Consider the following 17,293-nt stretch of genomic DNA (forward strand, 5'->3'; position numbering starts at 1 on the left):
AGGGGCGCGTCATCGGGTAATCTCTTTCTATTCTTTTAAAAAAATATGGAGACATTCATGGAAAAAGAACTATCACCAGCCGAAAGCGCTCTGCGCGATGCAGCCCGCGAATACCACCGCTCCCCCACCCGCGGCAAGATCTCTGTCACCCCCACCAAGCCCCTCTCCAACCAGCGCGACCTGTCACTGGCTTACTCGCCCGGCGTGGCCTACCCCTGCCTTGACATTGAAGCCGACCCCTCATTGGCTGCCGAGTACACCTCGCGTGGCAACCTGGTTGGTGTGATCACCAACGGCACCGCCGTTCTCGGCTTGGGCGACATTGGACCGCTGGCGGCCAAACCAGTCATGGAAGGCAAAGGCTGCCTGTTCAAGAAGTTTGCCGGCATTGACGTGTTTGACATTGAGTTGGCCGAGCGCGACCCCGACAAGCTGGTTGACATCATTGCCGCCATGGAGCCCACGCTGGGCGGCGTCAACCTGGAAGACATCAAGGCGCCCGAGTGCTTTTACATTGAGAAGAAGCTGCGCGAGCGTATGAACATTCCCGTGTTTCATGACGACCAGCACGGCACGGCCATCATCTCAAGCGCTGCCCTGTTAAATGGCCTGGAGCTGGTGGGCAAGCGCATTGAAGAAGTCAAAATTGCGGTCTCTGGTGCAGGCGCCGCCGCACTGGCTTGCCTGGACGTGATGGTGGGCCTGGGCGTTCTCACCAAGAACATTTATGTCTGCGATTCCAAAGGTGTGATTTACGAAGGCCGCCCCGGTGGTTTTGACGAATCCAAAGCGCGCTTTGCCCAGAAAACCGAGCTGCGCACCCTGGCAGACGTAGTCAATCAGGCCGACGTCTTTCTGGGCTGCTCAGCCCCCGGCGTATTAACAGAAGCCATGGTCATGACCATGGCCAAGGCGCCCATCATTTTGGCGCTGGCCAACCCGGAACCGGAAATTCGCCCCGAATTGGCCAAGGCGGTGCGGCCGGACTGCATCATTGCCACCGGGCGTTCGGACTACCCGAACCAGGTCAACAACGTGCTGTGTTTCCCCTATATCTTCCGGGGTGCGCTGGATTGCGGCGCCACCAAGATTACCGAGGAAATGAAGCTGGCCTGCGTGCGCCAGATTGCCGACCTGGCCAAGGCCGACATCAGCGAAGAAGTGGCCACCGCCTATGCCGGCAAGGAGCTGGTGTTTGGGCCCGACTACCTGATCCCCACCCCGTTTGATTCGCGCCTGATTTTGCGCATTGCGCCTGCGGTGGCCAAGGCCGCCGAAGAGTCCGGCGTGGCCGAGCGCCCAATCAAGGACTTTGAGGCTTACCGCCAGCAACTGTCCCGCTTTGTGTACCAAACCGGCATGTTCATGCGCCCGGTTTTCACAGCGGCCAAGGCCATTGCCAAGGAAAGCAAACGTGTGGCCTTCTCCAACGGGGAAGATGAGCGCGTGTTGCGCGCCGCCCAAGTGGCCGTAGATGAAGGGCTGGCGCACCCGATTCTGATTGGACGCCCAGCGGTCATCGAGGCGCGACTGGCAAAGGCAGGCCTGCGCATCAAGCTCGGCCACGACGTGGATTGTGTCAACCCGGAAGACGACTCACGTTTCCGGCAGTACTGGGAGACTTACCACCAGCTCATGGGTCGCCGGGGTGTCTCGGTGGAAGCTGCCAAGGTGGCGGTACGCCGCTCCAACACCACCATTGCCGCGTTGATGGTCAAGCTCGGTGATGCCGATGCCTTGTTGTGTGGCCTGGTCGGTCGCTATGACACGCACCTGGACCATATTCGCGACATCATTGGCGTCAAGGCCGGCGCGACTGGACTGGCCACCCTGAACGCCTTGATGCTGGAAAAGCGCACGCTCTTCATTGCCGACACCTTCGTCAACGAAGACCCGGACGCCGAGCAACTGGCCAATATCGCGATGATGGCGGCCGACGAGGTGCGCAGTTTTGGTCTGCCACCCAAGGTCGCCTTCCTGTCTCACTCCATGTATGGCACCTCCAAGCGCAAATCAGCGGTCAAGATGCGCCTGGCGCACGAGCTGTTCTGCAAAATGGCGCCTGACGTGGAATGCGACGGCGAGTTGCATGGCGACGCCGCCTTGTCGGAAGACATGCGCCACGCTGCCCTCATGGACACCAAGCTGCACGGTGAAGCCAACATCCTGATCTGCCCCAACCTGGACGCGGCCAACATTTTGTTCAATGTGCTTAAGGTCACCAGTGGGCACGGCGTCACCGTGGGGCCTATTTTGCTGGGCTCTGCGGCATCAGCGCACATCCTGACGCCATCGTCCACGGTGCGGCGCGTCGTGAACATGACGGCATTGGCGGCCGCAAACGCGGTGCATTTCGCCAGAGGCAAACCCTAAACCCTGAAGCCAAGGTCCTGCAAGCCCGGTCAAACCCCATTGACCGAGCTTTTTTCTGACCCCATGATCAGAAAATTGGCACTTAAATTGCTTGTTATTTGCATCAATTTCGAACTTTCTCATCACTGACTGGAGACCTCATGCACAAACGCCATCTTCTCAAGCTGACGACCGCCCTGGCCCTTGCCAGCACACTGGGTGTGGCCCATGCGCAGACGACGCCCATCAAATTCCAACTGGACTGGCGCTTTGAAGGCCCATCAGCCCTGTTCCTCACACCGCTGGCCAAAGGCTACTTCAAGGACGCCAAGCTGGACGTGACGGTGGACGCGGGCAATGGTTCAGGCGCGGCTGTTAACCGCGTGGCCTCAGGTGCTTACGACATGGGCTTTGCAGACTTGGCTGCCTTGATGGAATTCCACGCCAACAACCCGGACGCCCCCAACAAGCCGGTGGCCGTGATGATGGTTTACAACGACACGCCCGCGTCTGTCATGGCGTTGAAAAAATCCGGCATCAAAACCCCGGCGGACCTCAGCGGCAAAAAGTTGGGCGCCCCCGTGTTTGATGCCGGACGCCGTGCCTTCCCGATTTTTGCCAAAGCCAACAAGGTCAGTGATGTGCAATGGATCTCGATGGACCCACCCCTGCGCGAAACCATGCTGGTGCGTGGCGACCTGGACGCCATCACCGGCTTCACCTTCACCTCCCTGCTGAACCTGGAAGCGCGTGGCGTGAAGGCCGCTGACGTGGTGGTCTTGCCCTACCCCGCCTACGGTGTGAAGTTGTACGGCAACGCCATCATCGCATCGCCCAAATTACTCAAGGACAACCCGGAAGCCGTGAAAGCGTTTCTCATGGCTTTCGCCAAAGGCGTGAAGGACGTGGTTGCCAACCCCAAAGCGGCGATTGCCGACGTGAAAGAGCGCGACGGCATCATCAATGCCGAACTGGAAACTCGCCGCCTGCAACTCGCGATTGACACGGTCATCAACACCCCCAACGCCCATGTCGAAGGCTTTGGTCAAGTCAGCGGCCCGCGCCTGACGCTCATGGCGTCACAAGTGTCAGACGCTTTTAACACCAAGAGCCGCGTCAATGCGGATGCGGTGTGGAGCAGCGACTACCTGCCTTCCAAAGCAGCGCTGAACGTTTTACCCAAGAAGTAAGCCACGCGCCGACCTCGAATACGCTTCATTATTAATAGCTCTTCACGCAACAAACACGACGGCCAAAGGCCTTTTTCATGGTTATTGACAGCACCGTACCCTCCAGCCCCTGGTTTGTTGAGTTTCAAGACGTTTGGCTCGCCTACAACGAGGAATTGCACCGGCAAAACCAATTTGCGGTGGAAGCGATCGATCTGAATGTTCGACAAGGTGAATTCATCGCCATCGTCGGGCCCTCGGGTTGCGGCAAGTCCACCTTCATGAAGCTGGCCACCGGGCTCAAAATGCCGTCCATCGGCAAGATCCGCATTGACGGCCAACCGGTTACCGGCCCACTGAAAATCTCGGGCATGGCGTTTCAGGCCTCGTCCTTGCTGCCGTGGCGAACCACGCTGGACAACGTGTTGCTGCCGCTGGAAATTGTTGAGCCCTACCGCAGCCAGTTCAAAGCCAAACGCAAGGAGTACGAGGAACGCGCCCGTGCATTGCTGGCCAAAGTGGGCCTGGGTGGTTATGAAAAAAAGTTCCCGTGGGAACTGTCGGGCGGCATGCAGCAGCGCGCCAGCATTTGCCGTGCCCTGATTCACGAACCCAAGATGCTGCTGCTGGACGAGCCCTTTGGCGCGCTGGACGCATTCACCCGCGAAGACCTCTGGTGCACCCTGCGGGACCTGTGGACCGAGCAGCGCTTCAATGTCATTCTGGTCACCCACGACTTGCGTGAATCGGTCTTCCTGGCCGACACGGTGTATGTGATGAGTAAATCCCCGGGCCGCTTTGTCGTCAAAAAGAACATTGACTTGCCGCGTCCCCGTGATCTTGAGATCACCTATACCCGCGAGTTCACTGACATCGTGCATGAGCTGCGCGGCCACATTGGCGCGCAGCGCCAAACCACTGCAGCCAATCCATCACCGCTCGCCTCCACCTGAAACCGCACCATGAACAAGAAACAAGTCGAAATCTGGTCACCGTGGATTTTGCTGACCGTAATCTTGCTGATCTGGCAGGTCATCTGCTCGGTCTTTGATGTGTCTGAGTTCATTTTCCCCAGCCCCTGGCGGATCTGGACCCAGTTCTGGGATTACAAAACCATCATCGCGGGCCATGCCTGGCGCACCTATTGGGTGACCATGGCTGGGTTTGGCCTCGCCATTGTGGTGGGAGTGCTGCTGGGTTTTGTCATTGGCAGCTCACGTCTGGCGTATGCCGCCGTGTACCCCTTAATGACCGCTTTCAATGCGCTGCCCAAAGCGGCATTCGTGCCCATCCTGGTGGTCTGGTTCGGCATTGGCGCCGGCCCGGCCATCCTCACCGCGTTTCTCATTAGCTTCTTCCCCATCATGGTCAATATCGCGACCGGCCTGGCCACGCTGGAGCCTGAGCTGGAAGACGTACTGCGGGTGCTGGGCGCCAAGCGCTGGGATGTGCTGATCAAGGTGGGCCTGCCCCGCTCCATGCCTTACTTTTATGGCTCCCTCAAAGTCGCTATTACCCTCGCCTTTGTCGGCACCACGGTGTCGGAGATGACCGCCGCCAATGAAGGCATTGGCTACCTGCTGATCTCCGCCGGGTCTGCCATGCAAATGGGTCTGGCATTTGCGGGCTTGGTGGTCGTGGGAGCCATGGCCATGATCATGTACGAACTATTCAACGCCATTGAAAAGCGCACCACCGGCTGGGCGCACCGGGGCTCCCAGAACCACTGATCTCAAGCGCTGAGCCACACCCTAAACTCTCGCCATGTCATGGCACGCCCAACTTCAACTTGATTACCGCCTTGAGGGCGCCCGCACAGTCGCCAGTCACCAGCATGAAGGCCCGTTGCGCTTGCTGAAAAGCCTTTACCCCGAGGGTGAGGCCCTGTGTCATAACGTGCTGGTACACCCGCCGGGCGGACTGGTGGGCGGCGACACGCTAGACCTCCACATCACCGCCCAAAGCGGCGCTCACGGACTGATCACCACACCGGGTGCCACCCGCTTTTACCGCTCCAGCGGCAAACGGGCCGTCCAGCGCACCCACATCCGATTAAGCGACCAAGCCCGACTGGAATGGCTGCCCATGGAGGCCATTTGTTACAACGACTGCCTGGCTGAAAACCACCTCACCGTCGAGCTGGGGTCGCAGGCCGAATTCATGGGCTGGGACGTCACCGCCTTTGGACTGCCACTGGCGAATCAGCCGTTCGAACAAGGCCAGTTTCTGCAGCACATTGAAGTGCCCGGTGTCTGGCTGGAACGTGGTCAGCTCAAGGCCGATGACTCGCGCCTGATGAACGGCCCGCTCGGCTTGGCCGGGGCACGTTGCATGGCCTCGCTCTTTTTTGTGGCCGGCAGCAAATTGGACAAAACCCGCCGAGACCAAGCGCTAGAGCTGGCACGAGATTTGATCGCGGCTCATCCCCTGCTCGCAACAGCAGGCGCCACCAGCCCGAATCCTCAGGTGCTGGTCGTGCGCTGTTTGTCGCCCGTGGTCGAGCCCGCCATGGGCCTGTTGCGCCAAATCTGGGGCGCATGGCGCGCGCAGCTGTGGCAATGCGGTCAAGAAACGCCGCGCTTGTGGGCCACCTAGTGCTATTATTTTGGGCAAAACAATGAGAGATGCCCCATGGTCAAAACGTTGTTGGAACCGCTAATCGTCACATTGGCCCGCTGATGGCTGGGACGGCAGACGATCTTTCCTCGTCCAGTGCACTGGTCGTTGACAGCAACCCCACCTCCCGATCGGTGCTGGTGTCGCAATTGCGTGACTTCGGCATGGGCAGCGTGGTGCAGTGCGCCCGCTTGGCAGACTCCCGCCGGCAGCTTGAATACCGCAAGTTTGATGTCGTTTTGTGCGAACACCATTTTGCTGGTGAAACCGCTTCTGGCCAGGATTTGCTGGACGACCTGCGACGCAACCAATTGCTGCCGTTTTCGACCGTATTCATCATGGTCACCGGAGAGGCCACTTACGCCAAGGTCGCCGAAGCGGCTGAATCCTCCCTTGACGGGTATTTGCTCAAACCACAAAAAGCCAATCAACTCGGCGACCGCTTGCGACAAGCCCGCATCCGAAAAGCCTCCTTGCAGGAGATCTTCACCGCCATCGAATCGGAAGATTTTGAACGAGCGGCAACACTGTGCATGGAGCGTTTCGAGTCCCGCGGACTTTTTTGGCTCTATGCAGCGCGGGTCGGTGCGGAGCTGTTGCTGCGCATCGGAAAACCCACGCAGGCTCAGGCGTTGTACGAGGCCGTGGTCGCCGCCAAAACCTTGCCTTGGGCAAAACTGGGCGTTGCGCGCTCACAGCTTGATGACGGGCAGGTCGCCAAGGCCACCAGCACACTGAGCAACCTGATCAGCGAAGACCCCACTTACACCGATGCCTACGATGTCATGGGGCGAGCGCAGTTTGAAACCGGGAAGTTTGACGAGGCGTTGGCCACTTACAAAATGGCCAGTGAATTGACACCAGCTTCCATCACGCGACTTCAAAACCTGGGCTTGCTTACCTACTATTCTGGCTCACATGAAGAAGCCGAAAAGCTGCTGGACAAGACAACCCGTCTTGGGCTTGACTCCAAAATGTTCGATTGTCAAACATTGGTATTGCTGGCCTTTATGCGGCTCCAAAGTGGTGACCGGAAAGGACTTCAACGCTGTCGCGACGACTTTGTGCGCCTGAATGAGCGCAACCCTGACAGCCTGCGCCATCAAAGGCTTGCAGACATTGTTGAAGCGCTCCATCTCATTCATCAGCACCAGTACGCGCCTGCGGTAGACGCCGTTCGTGCGATGTGCAAGACCGTGAAGTCACCGGAGTTCGATTTCGAGTCCGCCTCAAATTTGCTGGCGTTGATGGTGCAACTGGCGAGCAAGGACATTCAACTCAATGAAGTTGACTCTGTGGTCGACACCATTGGCATGCGCTACTGCAATAACCGGGCGATGACCGAGTTGCTTGTCGGTACCGCCAACACCTACCCCCTCTATGCCGACCGCATTCGTACCGCCAGCGCCAAGATTCTCAAAATCAATGAACAGGCCATGCAGCTCAGCATGGGTGGTGACCCAAAAGCGGCTGTCAAGAATCTGATTTTTCACAGCAACGCCACGTTAAATGGAAAATTGATCGGAAACGCCTTCCTGGTTTTGAATCGCTATGCCGAGAAAATCGACGATGCCCAGAGCATGAAGGAAATTGTGCAAGACATGCGAACCTGCTTTGCAGCGGGCAGCAGCCGGCCAACCTTGGGTGGACAGCAACGGCAAGCCGGTGGCCTGACGCTGCGAACGGGTAGTGGCCAGGCTCAGTCGAAACCGCCTTAAATGGCGACCATATTGCGCACGCCATCGGCCTCCATATTGGCGCCTTTTCCTTGCGCCAACACCGAACCGCGCTCCATCACCACATAGGCGTCGGCCAATTCCTGGGCAAAGTCATAGTACTGCTCCACCAGCACAATAGCCATGTCGCCCCGGTCGGCCAGCATGCGAATGACGCGGCCAATGTCCTTGATGATGCTCGGCTGAATGCCCTCCGTGGGTTCATCCAAAATCAATAACTTGGGGCCAGCGGCCAGTGCCCGGGCAATGGCCAACTGCTGTTGCTGCCCGCCTGACAAATCGCCGCCCCGACGCTGGCGCATTTGGTGCAGCACCGGAAACAGCTCAAACAACTCCGGCGGAATCGGCGTGCTGGCGCTTTTGTAGGCCAGCCCCATGCGAAGGTTTTCTTCCACCGTCAGGCGGGCAAAGATTTCCCGGCCTTGCGGCACAAAGCCAATGCCGGCGCGGGCCCGGTCATAAGACGTGGCCTTGTGAATGGCCTTTCCATCCAACTCGATGGTGCCGGTTTTGATGGGCACCAGGCCCATCAGGCTTTTCAGCAGCGTGGTCTTGCCCACGCCGTTGCGGCCCAAAATCACGGTGACCTCTCCCAGATTCGCAGTGAGATTCACGTCCCGCAGAATGTGCGAGCCGCCATAGTATTGATTGATGTTTTTGACGTTCAACATGCTGTAGTTCGCTTAGCGACCCAAATAAACTTCAATGACCCGCTCATCGGCCTGAACCTGGGCCAAGGTGCCCTGCGCCAGCACCGAGCCGTCGCACAGCACGGTCACGATGTCGGAGATGGTGTTGATGAAGCTCATGTCATGCTCCACCACCATCAGCGAGTGCTTGCCTTTGAGCTTCAAAAACAGCTCGGCCGTGCGCTCGGTTTCCTCATCGGTCATGCCGGCCACGGGCTCGTCCAGCAACAGCAGTTTGGGGTCTTGCATGAGCAACATGCCAATCTCCAGCCACTGCTTCTGGCCGTGGCTCAAATTGCCAGCCAGTGCACCCACACTGTCAGCCAGATGGATGGTGTGCAAAATCTCGGCCAGGCGGTCGCCCTGCAAGGAGTCGAGCTTGAAAAACATGGACGGTTTCACCCGCTTGTCGGTTTTGAGCGCCAGCTCCAGGTTTTCAAACACCGTGAGTTGTTCAAACACCGTCGGTTTCTGAAACTTTCGGCCAATGCCCAGCTGAGCAATCTCGGCTTCTTTGTAGCGCAGCAAGTCAATCGTGCTGCCAAAAAACACGGTGCCCGAATCAGGCCGGGTTTTGCCGGTGATGATGTCCATCATGGTGGTCTTGCCCGCCCCGTTGGGGCCAATGATGCAGCGCAACTCACCGGGCGCAATGTCCAGCGACAGCTTGTTGATGGCCTTGAAGCCGTCAAAGCTCACACACACATCCTCCAGATACAGAATGCGGCCGTGGGTAGTGTCCACTTCGCCCGGAGTGGCAATGCGGGAAAAACCCGCGTTGCGACCACCGGACTCGGTCTTACCCTGTGCCACGTGAGCGGCACGGGCCTCGGCGCGGCGGGCGCCCTCTTCCATCAAATCAGGCGTCATGGCGGGCTCCTTTCAGCTTTTTAACCAGTCCCACCACCCCGTTGGGCAGAAAGAGCGTCACTCCAACGAACAAGGCACCCAAGAAATACAACCAGAATTCCGGGTAGGCCACGGTGAGCCAGCTTTTGGCACCGTTCACGATGAAGGCCCCCACAATCGGCCCAATCAGGGAGGCCCGCCCGCCCACGGCGGCCCAGATGGCGATCTCAATTGAATTGGCCGGGCTCATTTCACTGGGATTGATGATGCCGACCTGCGGTACATACAAGGCCCCCGCCACGCCGCACATCATGGCCGAGATGACCCAGATAGTGAGCTTGAAGCCCAGCGGGTTGTAGCCCGAGAACATGACACGGGTTTCGGCGTCGCGCACGGCTTGCAGCACCCGGCCAAACTTGCTGTTGACCAGCCAACGCGCCATCAGGAAGAAGCCCAACAAGGTGACCCCGGTCATCACAAACAGCGTCATGCGCATCTCGGGCGTGGCAATCGGAATATTCAGAATCCGCTTGAAATCGGTAAAGCCGTTGTTGCCGCCAAAGCCGGTTTCATTGCGAAAGAACAGCAGCATGGCCGCAAAGGTCATGGCCTGGGTGATGATAGAAAAGTACACCCCTTTGATGCGCGAGCGAAAGGCAAAGTAGCCAAACACAAAGGCCACCAGCCCCGGCACCGCCACCACCAGAAACAGGGTGGCTAAAAAGCTGTCGCTGAAGGTCCAGTGCCAGGGCAGCTCTTTCCAGTCGAGAAACACCATGAAGTCAGGCAACTCGCTTTTGTAGTTCCCCTCCAGCCCAATCTGGCGCATCAAATACATGCCCATGGCGTAGCCGCCCAATGCAAAAAACACGCCGTGTCCGAGACTCAGAATGCCTGTGTAACCCCAGATCAAGTCCATGGCCAGCGCCAGAATGGCGTAGCACATGATCTTGCCCAGCAGCCCCACCATATAGCTGCTCAAGTGCAGTGCGCTGGTCTCTGGCACCCACAGGTTCAGCACCGGGGCGACCGCGCACACCAGCAGCAAAGCCACCACAAAAGTCGTCCAGCCCCGACCGGTCAGCACCGGGCTTTTGGAGGGCAAGACCAGGAAAGGTGTGTTCGTGCTCATGCTTCTGCGCTCCGGCCCTTCATGGCAAAGATGCCTTGAGGACGTTTCTGAATAAAAATAATGATGAACACCAACACGGCAATCTTGGCCAGCACAGCGCCGGTCCAGCCTTCCAGAAATTTATTCAGCAAGCCCAGGCCCAGGCCGGCGTAGACCGTGCCGGCAAGTTGCCCCACACCGCCTAGCACCACGACCATGAACGAATCCACGATGTAGCCTTGGCCCAAGTCAGGCCCCACGTTGCCCACTTGGCTCAAGGCGCACCCTGCCAGGCCGGCAATGCCGGAACCCAGGGCGAAGGCGTAGGTGTCAATGCGGGCCGTGTTCACCCCCATGCAAGCGGCAATGGGGCGGTTTTGTGTTACACCGCGCACAAACAAGCCCAGTCGCGTTTGACTGATCAGCCAGGCCACGCCGCCCAGCACCAGAAAGGCAAAGGCAATGATGACGAGGCGGTTGTAGGGCAAGGACAAATTGCCCATCACCTGAATGCCGCCGCTCATCCAAGATGGGTTTTCAACCCCCACGTTTTGCGCACCGAACAGCGTGCGCACGAACTGCATCAGCATCAGGCTGATGCCCCAGGTAGCCAGCAGGGTTTCAAGCGGGCGACCGTACAAAAACCGAATCACGGTGCGCTCCAGCAGCACGCCCATCAGCGCCGCGGCCAGAAAGGCCACCGGCAGGGCGGCAGGCAAGTACCAGTCAAAGTAGCCGGGCAGGTAGCGCTGAAACACGCCCTGCACCACGTAGGTAGCGTAGGCGCCAATCATCATCAACTCGCCATGGGCCATGTTGATGACACCCATGAGACCATAGGTGATGGCCAGCCCCAGCGCCACCAATAGCAAAATGCTGCCCAGGCTGATGCCACTGAAGACCACGCCCAGCCAGTCGCCCAGGGCCAGGGTGCGCTCTACGTCGCCCAGGGAGACTTTCAACGCGGCTTTGACGTCGGCATCGGTCTCAACCTTCATCCGGTTTAACAACACCGTCTTGGTGGCGGCCTCTCCGCTATCGGCCAGTAGTTTGGCTGCGGCCAGGCGTTTAACTTTGTCGGCACTGTTCAAGAGCGCAGCGGCGCGCACCAGACCCAGCGCTTCTTTCAGGCTGGCGTTCTTCTCAGCGGCGTAGGCCTTTTCAATGAGGGGAAGCTTGCTGTCGTCAGCGTCGCTTTGCATCTGGGCAATGGCGGCGCGCCGGGTGGCTTCGTCTTTGGAGAACAGCTTGAGCGCGGCCAGGGCGGAGTCCAACTCGCCGCGCATGCGGTTGTTGTTCATCACATCTTCGGCGCCACCGGGCACGGTGACTTCCTGCCCGCTGACGGGGTCAACCCCCTTGTCGTCGCGAACGATGAAGACCTTGTCGCCTGCGACCTTCACGGCGTCGTCGGACAAGGCCTGTAAAAAGGTGGCGGTGGATTCGTCGGCGGACGCCACGGCCTGGTTCAAGGCCGCAATGCGGGCATCAGAATCACCGACTGACAAGGCTTTTGCCTCCTCAGCCGTTATCGAATATGCAGAGCCAGCTATTAAAAGCATAGCAATAGCCGTCAATCGGATCAATCGTTGAAGCATCGACAGACTCAGGTTGGGGTTGGGATGCAGAGGCATCCATCGAGAAAGCTGCCACCCGCACCGGGGTGGGGGTGGCAGCCAGGGTGTGACAGTGTTCGACTTACTTTTTTATTTCTTCACAGGCTCGTCAGGCTTGCCAGCATTGCCTTCGATGTACGGACTCCAAGGCTTGGCCTTGACGGGGCCCGGTGTCTTCCAGACCACATTGAACTGGCCGTCCGCACGAATCTCGCCAATGAACACCGACTTGTGCAGGTGGTGGTTCTTCTCGTCCATCTTGCTCACAATGCCGCTCGGCGCCTTGAAGGTTTGACCGGCCATGGCGGCAATGACCTTGTCCACGTCGGTGGACTTGGCTTTTTCAACCGCTTGCTTCCACATGTTGATGCCGATGTAGGTGGCTTCCATGGGGTCATTGGTCAAAGGCTTGTCGGCGCCGGGCAGATTTTTGGCTTTGGCGTAGGCCGACCATTTGGCGATGAACTCGGTATTGGCTGGGTTTTTGATCGACTGGAAATAGTTCCATGCCGCCAAATGGCCCACTAAAGGCTTGGTGTCGACACCGCGTAACTCTTCTTCACCTACGCTGAAGGCAACCACTGGCACGTCTTTGGCTTTCAGGCCAGCGTTGCCCAGTTCTTTGTAGAACGGCACGTTGGAGTCGCCATTGATGGTGGACACCACGGCCGTCTTGCCACCCGCGGAGAACTTCTTGATGTCAGCCACGATGGTCTGGTAATCAGAGTGGCCAAACGGGGTGTATTTCTCTTCGATGTCCTTGTCGGCCACCCCTTTGCTCTTCAGGTAGGCGCGCAGAATCTTGTTGGTGGTGCGGGGGTAGACATAGTCGGTGCCCAGCAAGACCCAGCGCTTGGCGCCGCCGCCGTCTTTGCTCATCAGGTAGTCCACCGCAGGAATGGCTTGCTGATTGGGCGCCGCACCGGTGTAAAACACGTTTTTGGATAACTCTTCACCCTCGTACTGCACGGGGTAGAACAACAAGCCGTTGAGCTCTTCCAGCACCGGCAACACGGACTTGCGGGAGACGCTGGTCCAGCAGCCAAAAATCACATCGACCTTGTCCTGGGTGAGCAATTGCTTGGTTTTCTCGGCAAACAGCGGCCAGTTGGAGGCAGGGTCAACGATGACCGGCTCCAGCTTTTTGCCTAGCAGGCCGCCCTTGGCGTTGATCTCTTCAATGGCCATGAGCACGGTGTCTTTCAACACCGTCTCGGAAATGGCCATGGTGCCCGAGAGGCTGTGCAAGATGCCGACCTTGATGGTGTCTGCGGCAAACGCGGGGACTGCCGACAATCCGCTGAGCGCAACCGCCGCAGTGAGTGCCTTGAGCGTAAAACGACGTGAATGGGAACTTGACATGGGGACCTTCCTGAGTTGATGAGCCTGTTTCGTGCCACCGTCACCGCCTGGTCGGACAGATTGGGGGACACGATGGGTCAACTTTAGGGGAGCACACCGTTTTGGGAAATACGCCGTGTGGCGTACAAGCCGGCCTGAAGCGAGCTCAGCCCGTTCAGATGCGGGGTCAGCCCGGTGGTGACTCAATCTCCAGGTCGGCTATTTGAACCTTGAGTTGGTCCAGTGCGGTGGACAGGCTCGCGGCCTCCTCACTGTCAGCAGCCTCCATCTGAGTTTCCAGGCTTTGCTGCATCGCCTTGAGGTCACGGCGTGCTTTGGCTCGTTGCCCGGCCTCCTCGGCTTTGTCAAAAACGACCTGCTCGGCTTTTGACTCCTCTGAGGCAGGCGCGGACTTGCTCATTGGTTCAGGCAATACCGCACGCCCCTCTGGCACCACGCGCTGGGCCATGAAGGTCGGCGACATGATTTCTATTCCTGCGCCGTGCAGCACGTCAAGGACCTGGCGGTTGAGCCGGGAACGCGCGCTCAGCATATTGCCCACTTCCAGCAGCAAACCGCTGACCCGGTAGGTGATTGAAAAATTGCCCAACTCCAGCACCTGACTGAACGGGTCCTCCAACCCAATCTCCGTGGCGGCCTGCAATAGCAAGGGCTCCACCTTGGCGTGGTGCACGTCGTAGCCCAGCGAGAGTGTGGCCGACACAATGGCGCCAGACGAACGAACCACCGTGATCGGGTTGGCCATCAAGTAAGAATTGGACAGTGACACCAGTTCGCGTTGCTCGGTCTGGATTTCGACGTCAAAAATACCGCGCTCGGCCACCCGACCAAAGTGATCACCTACGCGCACAAAGTCTCCCGTGTGAAAGGACTGGGTCATCCGCAGCACCACCCCAGCCATCAGATTAGCCAATACTGTGGTGGACGAAAATGCAAGCGCACCGGACACCAGAATGCCCACCAGACCGATCACCTGATTGCGGGTGCTGTCACTGACCGGCAAGGCAATGGCCACGGCCACCGCGCTGGCCACCGTCAAGCCCAACATGAAAAACTGGCGCGGAAACCTGCGCTCATTCCCCATGTCCCGGTGGCGGCCCAGCAGGAAGCGATGGGCCAGCGTCAACACCAGGGCGACACCCGCAAGGGTGACCAACAGGGGCGCCGCGGTCTGAAAATAGTTCATCAAAGAGGTCATGGACTGATTGTGCTCGGAGCCAGTCTTGGCGCCAAGACTATCAACAACATTGATCGTTAGGGGCCGCCGTGAAGACGAGAAGTTTCCCTCGACGGCTCGAATATTTAATTGATGATAGTTTGATAGCCCCACGGGCGATGGGCTGGACCCGGTCAACGCGGCGTTTACCGTGCTGCCGGGTGGCAGCCCTAGCGCCAGAAGATCAGCCAATCACTCGATCACTTCTGGCCATGCGGTATGAAACCATTGCCCGGCGGGCTTGTCCACACGCTCATAGGTGTGCGCACCAAAGAAGTCGCGCTGCGCCTGCAGCAGGTTGGCGCTCAAGCGCTCGGTTCGCAGGCTATCAAAGTAGCTCAACGACGCGCTAAAGGCCGGCACCGGAATACCGTGGCTGGCGGCCAGCGCCACCACTTCGCGCCAGGCCTGCTGGTTGGTGTTGAGCAGGTTTTTGAAAAAGGGCGCCAGCATCAGGTGGGGCAACGTCGGGTCGGCTCGGTAGGCCTCAGTGATGTGATTGAGGAAGCGCGCGCGGATGATGCAACCACCGCGCCAGATGGAGGCAATACCGCCCAGGTCAAGCGCCCAGTCTTTCTTGTCGCTCATCGTGCGCATCAGGTCCAGGCCCTGCGCGTAGCTCAAAACTTTGGAAGCGTACAAGGCGTCGTGCACCTGCGCGATCAACTGTTGACGGTCGACCTCCAGTGTGGCCTCGGGCCCGCTCAGTTGGCTGCTGGCGGCCACGCGCAGCGCCTTCATGGATGACAGCACCCGGGCTTCTACCGCCGCGTTGATGGTGCTCACCACCACCGCGTTGTCGGCGGCGTTCATCAGCGTCCATTGGCCGGTGCCTTTTTGACCGGCTTTGTCCAGAATCAGGTCAACCATGGGTTGCCCGGTTTCGGGGTCGCGCTGGCGCAACGCCTTGCCGGTGATCTGAATCAGGTAACTATGCAGATCGCCTTCGTTCCAGGCGTCAAACACGTCGGCCATTTCATCGGCGGTCATGCCGGCGGCCTTGAACAGGCTGTAGGCCTCGCAAATCAGTTGCATGTCGCCGTATTCGATGCCGTTGTGGATCATCTTCACATAGTGGCCGGCGCCGCCCGGGCCGATGTGCATCACGCAGGGCGCGCCGTCCACCTTGGCCGCAATGCTCTCGAAAATCGGGCGCATGGCCTCCCAGCTAGACGCTGGCCCGCCGGGCATGATGGACGGGCCCTTGCGCGCGCCTTCTTCGCCGCCCGACACACCCGCACCGATGAAGCGAAAACCCTTGGCGGTGAGCCACGCATCGCGCCGTTCGGTGTCGGTAAAAAGGCTGTTGCCGCCATCGATGACGATGTCGTTGGCGTCCAGCAGCGGAATCAATTGCTCGATGACTGCGTCCACCGCCGCGCCGGCCTTCACCATCAGCATCACCCGGCGGGGCTTGGACAGGCTTTGCACAAACTCGGCCACGGTGTGCGTGGGCACCAGCTTTTTGTCGGCGTGGGCGGCCACGAACGCGTCGGTGGCGTCACCGGTGCGGTTGTAAACGCTCACCTGGAAGCCTCGGCTTTCCACGTTGAGCACCAAGTTTTGGCCCATCACGGCCAGGCCAATCAGACCGAAATCACTGAGATTATTCATAGCTATTGCGTGCATTCGCGTTGCGTCGAGAGACAAGGCTACCTATTGTGCCGCGTGCGTCCCCCTGCCGATGCCCCATGACCGAGACCGGGCAGGAACAGAAGTTCTACGCCGGCGTTCCACACGCCCGGACGCCGAGATTATCGGAGGGCCTGGGACCTTCAACTCGACTCACGGTGCGAGCCTGCGAGCCTGCGAGCTGCCATCCGGCCTTTAGGCTGGCGCGACTGGTTTGAGCCCATCAGAATGAAACGTTGGACAGCCATGGCAGGCGTCAAACTCAATGTCTGATGGTTAAAAATCATATCCCCTGTTTCCGCCGACAACCCACAGTCGTCATCGCGATCTGGGAAATCAACGCCAATCAACATTAACTCGTGGGCGGAAAAGCGGAGGCACCGTCAACCACGATCTCCGCTAGCGAAATCTGCACTTTTTTGTTTCGAGCGGAGAAGCAGCAGGCCGACCAGCCCTAGCGCCAAGTAGTTGACCACCATGAACCAGGGCGTGATCCACGCGATGCCATCAAAGCCACGCTCGGTGATGGGGTACAGCACCGGCGACGCGTAATAGTCAGCCGAGTGAGTCAATGCATCGATCACGATGTGTGACCACCAACCCAGCAAGGGAATCAACAGCGCCGGCTTGAAGCGCCAAGCCACCAGCGTGACCAAGCCGGCGAACAGGGCACTGTGGCTGGCGCAATGCAAGGTATGCGAAATGAGAAAAACCAAGGGCGGCAGCGACGGCTCCCGACCCGGAATGGAAATAGCGAACGCTTGAATCGCCTCAACGGACCCGCCACCCAATAGCGCCCAAAGCAGCACCGGCAGCATCTGAAAAACATCAGGTAAGGCCGCCAAAACCATCGTGCTCACCGCCACGCGGGTCGTGATTGGCCTGAGCCGACTCAGCAGCGCAACGCCCGCTCCAGCCCACAGGGTAGGCGCAAGTAGGTCCATG

General features: G+C 58.9%; 14 protein-coding genes. 6 read left to right on the forward strand and 8 right to left on the reverse strand.

The features are described from left to right. The first annotated feature begins 57 nt into the window (after nt 1-57). The 6 genes from J8G15_RS09885 (at nt 58) to J8G15_RS09910 (ending at nt 7,855) form a co-directional block, all read left to right on the forward strand. Complete coding sequence (locus J8G15_RS09885; protein WP_210547300.1) at nt 58-2,373, forward strand: NADP-dependent malic enzyme; 2,316 nt, start codon at nt 58-60, stop codon at nt 2,371-2,373. A gap of 140 nt (nt 2,374-2,513) precedes the next feature. Beyond that, nucleotides 2,514-3,542, forward strand: coding sequence for an ABC transporter substrate-binding protein (locus J8G15_RS09890; protein ID WP_210547301.1), 1,029 nt, complete (start codon nt 2,514-2,516; stop codon nt 3,540-3,542). A gap of 77 nt (nt 3,543-3,619) precedes the next feature. Continuing rightward, entirely contained in the window at nt 3,620-4,474 is an 855-nt protein-coding gene (locus tag J8G15_RS09895; protein ID WP_210547302.1) for an ABC transporter ATP-binding protein, read from the forward strand. Nucleotides 4,475-4,483: 9 nt separating this feature from the next. Beyond that, nucleotides 4,484-5,251, forward strand: a complete 768-nt coding sequence (locus J8G15_RS09900) for an ABC transporter permease (RefSeq protein ID WP_210547303.1) — start codon at nt 4,484-4,486, stop codon at nt 5,249-5,251. 34 nt (nt 5,252-5,285) lie between these two features. Beyond that, a complete protein-coding gene (locus J8G15_RS09905; RefSeq protein ID WP_210547304.1) occupies nt 5,286-6,116 on the forward strand; it encodes an urease accessory protein UreD in 831 nt (276 codons plus the stop codon). 29 nt (nt 6,117-6,145) lie between these two features. After that, nucleotides 6,146-7,855, forward strand: coding sequence for a response regulator (locus tag J8G15_RS09910; RefSeq protein ID WP_240538510.1), 1,710 nt, complete (start codon nt 6,146-6,148; stop codon nt 7,853-7,855). On the opposite strand, the gene urtE is transcribed toward J8G15_RS09910, so the two are convergent. From urtE to J8G15_RS09950, 8 genes are all read right to left on the reverse strand, one after another. Beyond that, entirely contained in the window at nt 7,852-8,544 is a 693-nt protein-coding gene (urtE, locus tag J8G15_RS09915; RefSeq protein WP_210547305.1) for an urea ABC transporter ATP-binding subunit UrtE, read from the reverse strand. The two genes, J8G15_RS09910 and urtE, sit on opposite strands and share 4 nt — an antisense overlap. A gap of 12 nt (nt 8,545-8,556) precedes the next feature. Continuing rightward, nucleotides 8,557-9,432, reverse strand: coding sequence for an urea ABC transporter ATP-binding protein UrtD (urtD, locus tag J8G15_RS09920; protein WP_210547306.1), 876 nt, complete (start codon nt 9,430-9,432; stop codon nt 8,557-8,559). Further along, on the reverse strand, nt 9,422-10,543 hold the full coding sequence (gene urtC, locus J8G15_RS09925) for an urea ABC transporter permease subunit UrtC (protein WP_210547307.1): 1,122 nt from the start codon (nt 10,541-10,543) through the stop codon (nt 9,422-9,424). The genes urtD and urtC overlap by 11 nt, the downstream gene beginning before the upstream one ends. Beyond that, nucleotides 10,540-12,120: an urea ABC transporter permease subunit UrtB gene (gene urtB / locus J8G15_RS09930; RefSeq protein ID WP_210547308.1), complete on the reverse strand. Its 1,581-nt coding sequence runs from the start codon at nt 12,118-12,120 to the stop codon at nt 10,540-10,542. Before urtB ends, urtC begins: the two co-directional genes overlap by 4 nt. Before the next feature lie 108 nt (nt 12,121-12,228). After that, nucleotides 12,229-13,500, reverse strand: coding sequence for an urea ABC transporter substrate-binding protein (urtA, locus tag J8G15_RS09935; RefSeq protein WP_210547309.1), 1,272 nt, complete (start codon nt 13,498-13,500; stop codon nt 12,229-12,231). Nucleotides 13,501-13,666: 166 nt separating this feature from the next. After that, nucleotides 13,667-14,698, reverse strand: a complete 1,032-nt coding sequence (locus J8G15_RS09940) for a mechanosensitive ion channel domain-containing protein (RefSeq protein WP_210547310.1) — start codon at nt 14,696-14,698, stop codon at nt 13,667-13,669. A 210-nt stretch (nt 14,699-14,908) separates the two neighbouring features. After that, nucleotides 14,909-16,330 carry an NADP-dependent phosphogluconate dehydrogenase gene (gene gndA / locus J8G15_RS09945; protein ID WP_240538511.1) on the reverse strand — a complete coding sequence of 474 codons (1,422 nt, stop codon included), beginning with the start codon at nt 16,328-16,330 and terminating at the stop codon, nt 14,909-14,911. A 401-nt stretch (nt 16,331-16,731) separates the two neighbouring features. Further along, entirely contained in the window at nt 16,732-17,292 is a 561-nt protein-coding gene (locus J8G15_RS09950) for a hypothetical protein (protein WP_210547312.1), read from the reverse strand. Nucleotide 17,293: the final 1 nt, after the last annotated feature.

Origin of the sequence: Rhodoferax sp. PAMC 29310 (assembly GCF_017948265.1) — a bacterium.
GTDB lineage: Bacteria > Pseudomonadota > Gammaproteobacteria > Burkholderiales > Burkholderiaceae_C > Rhodoferax.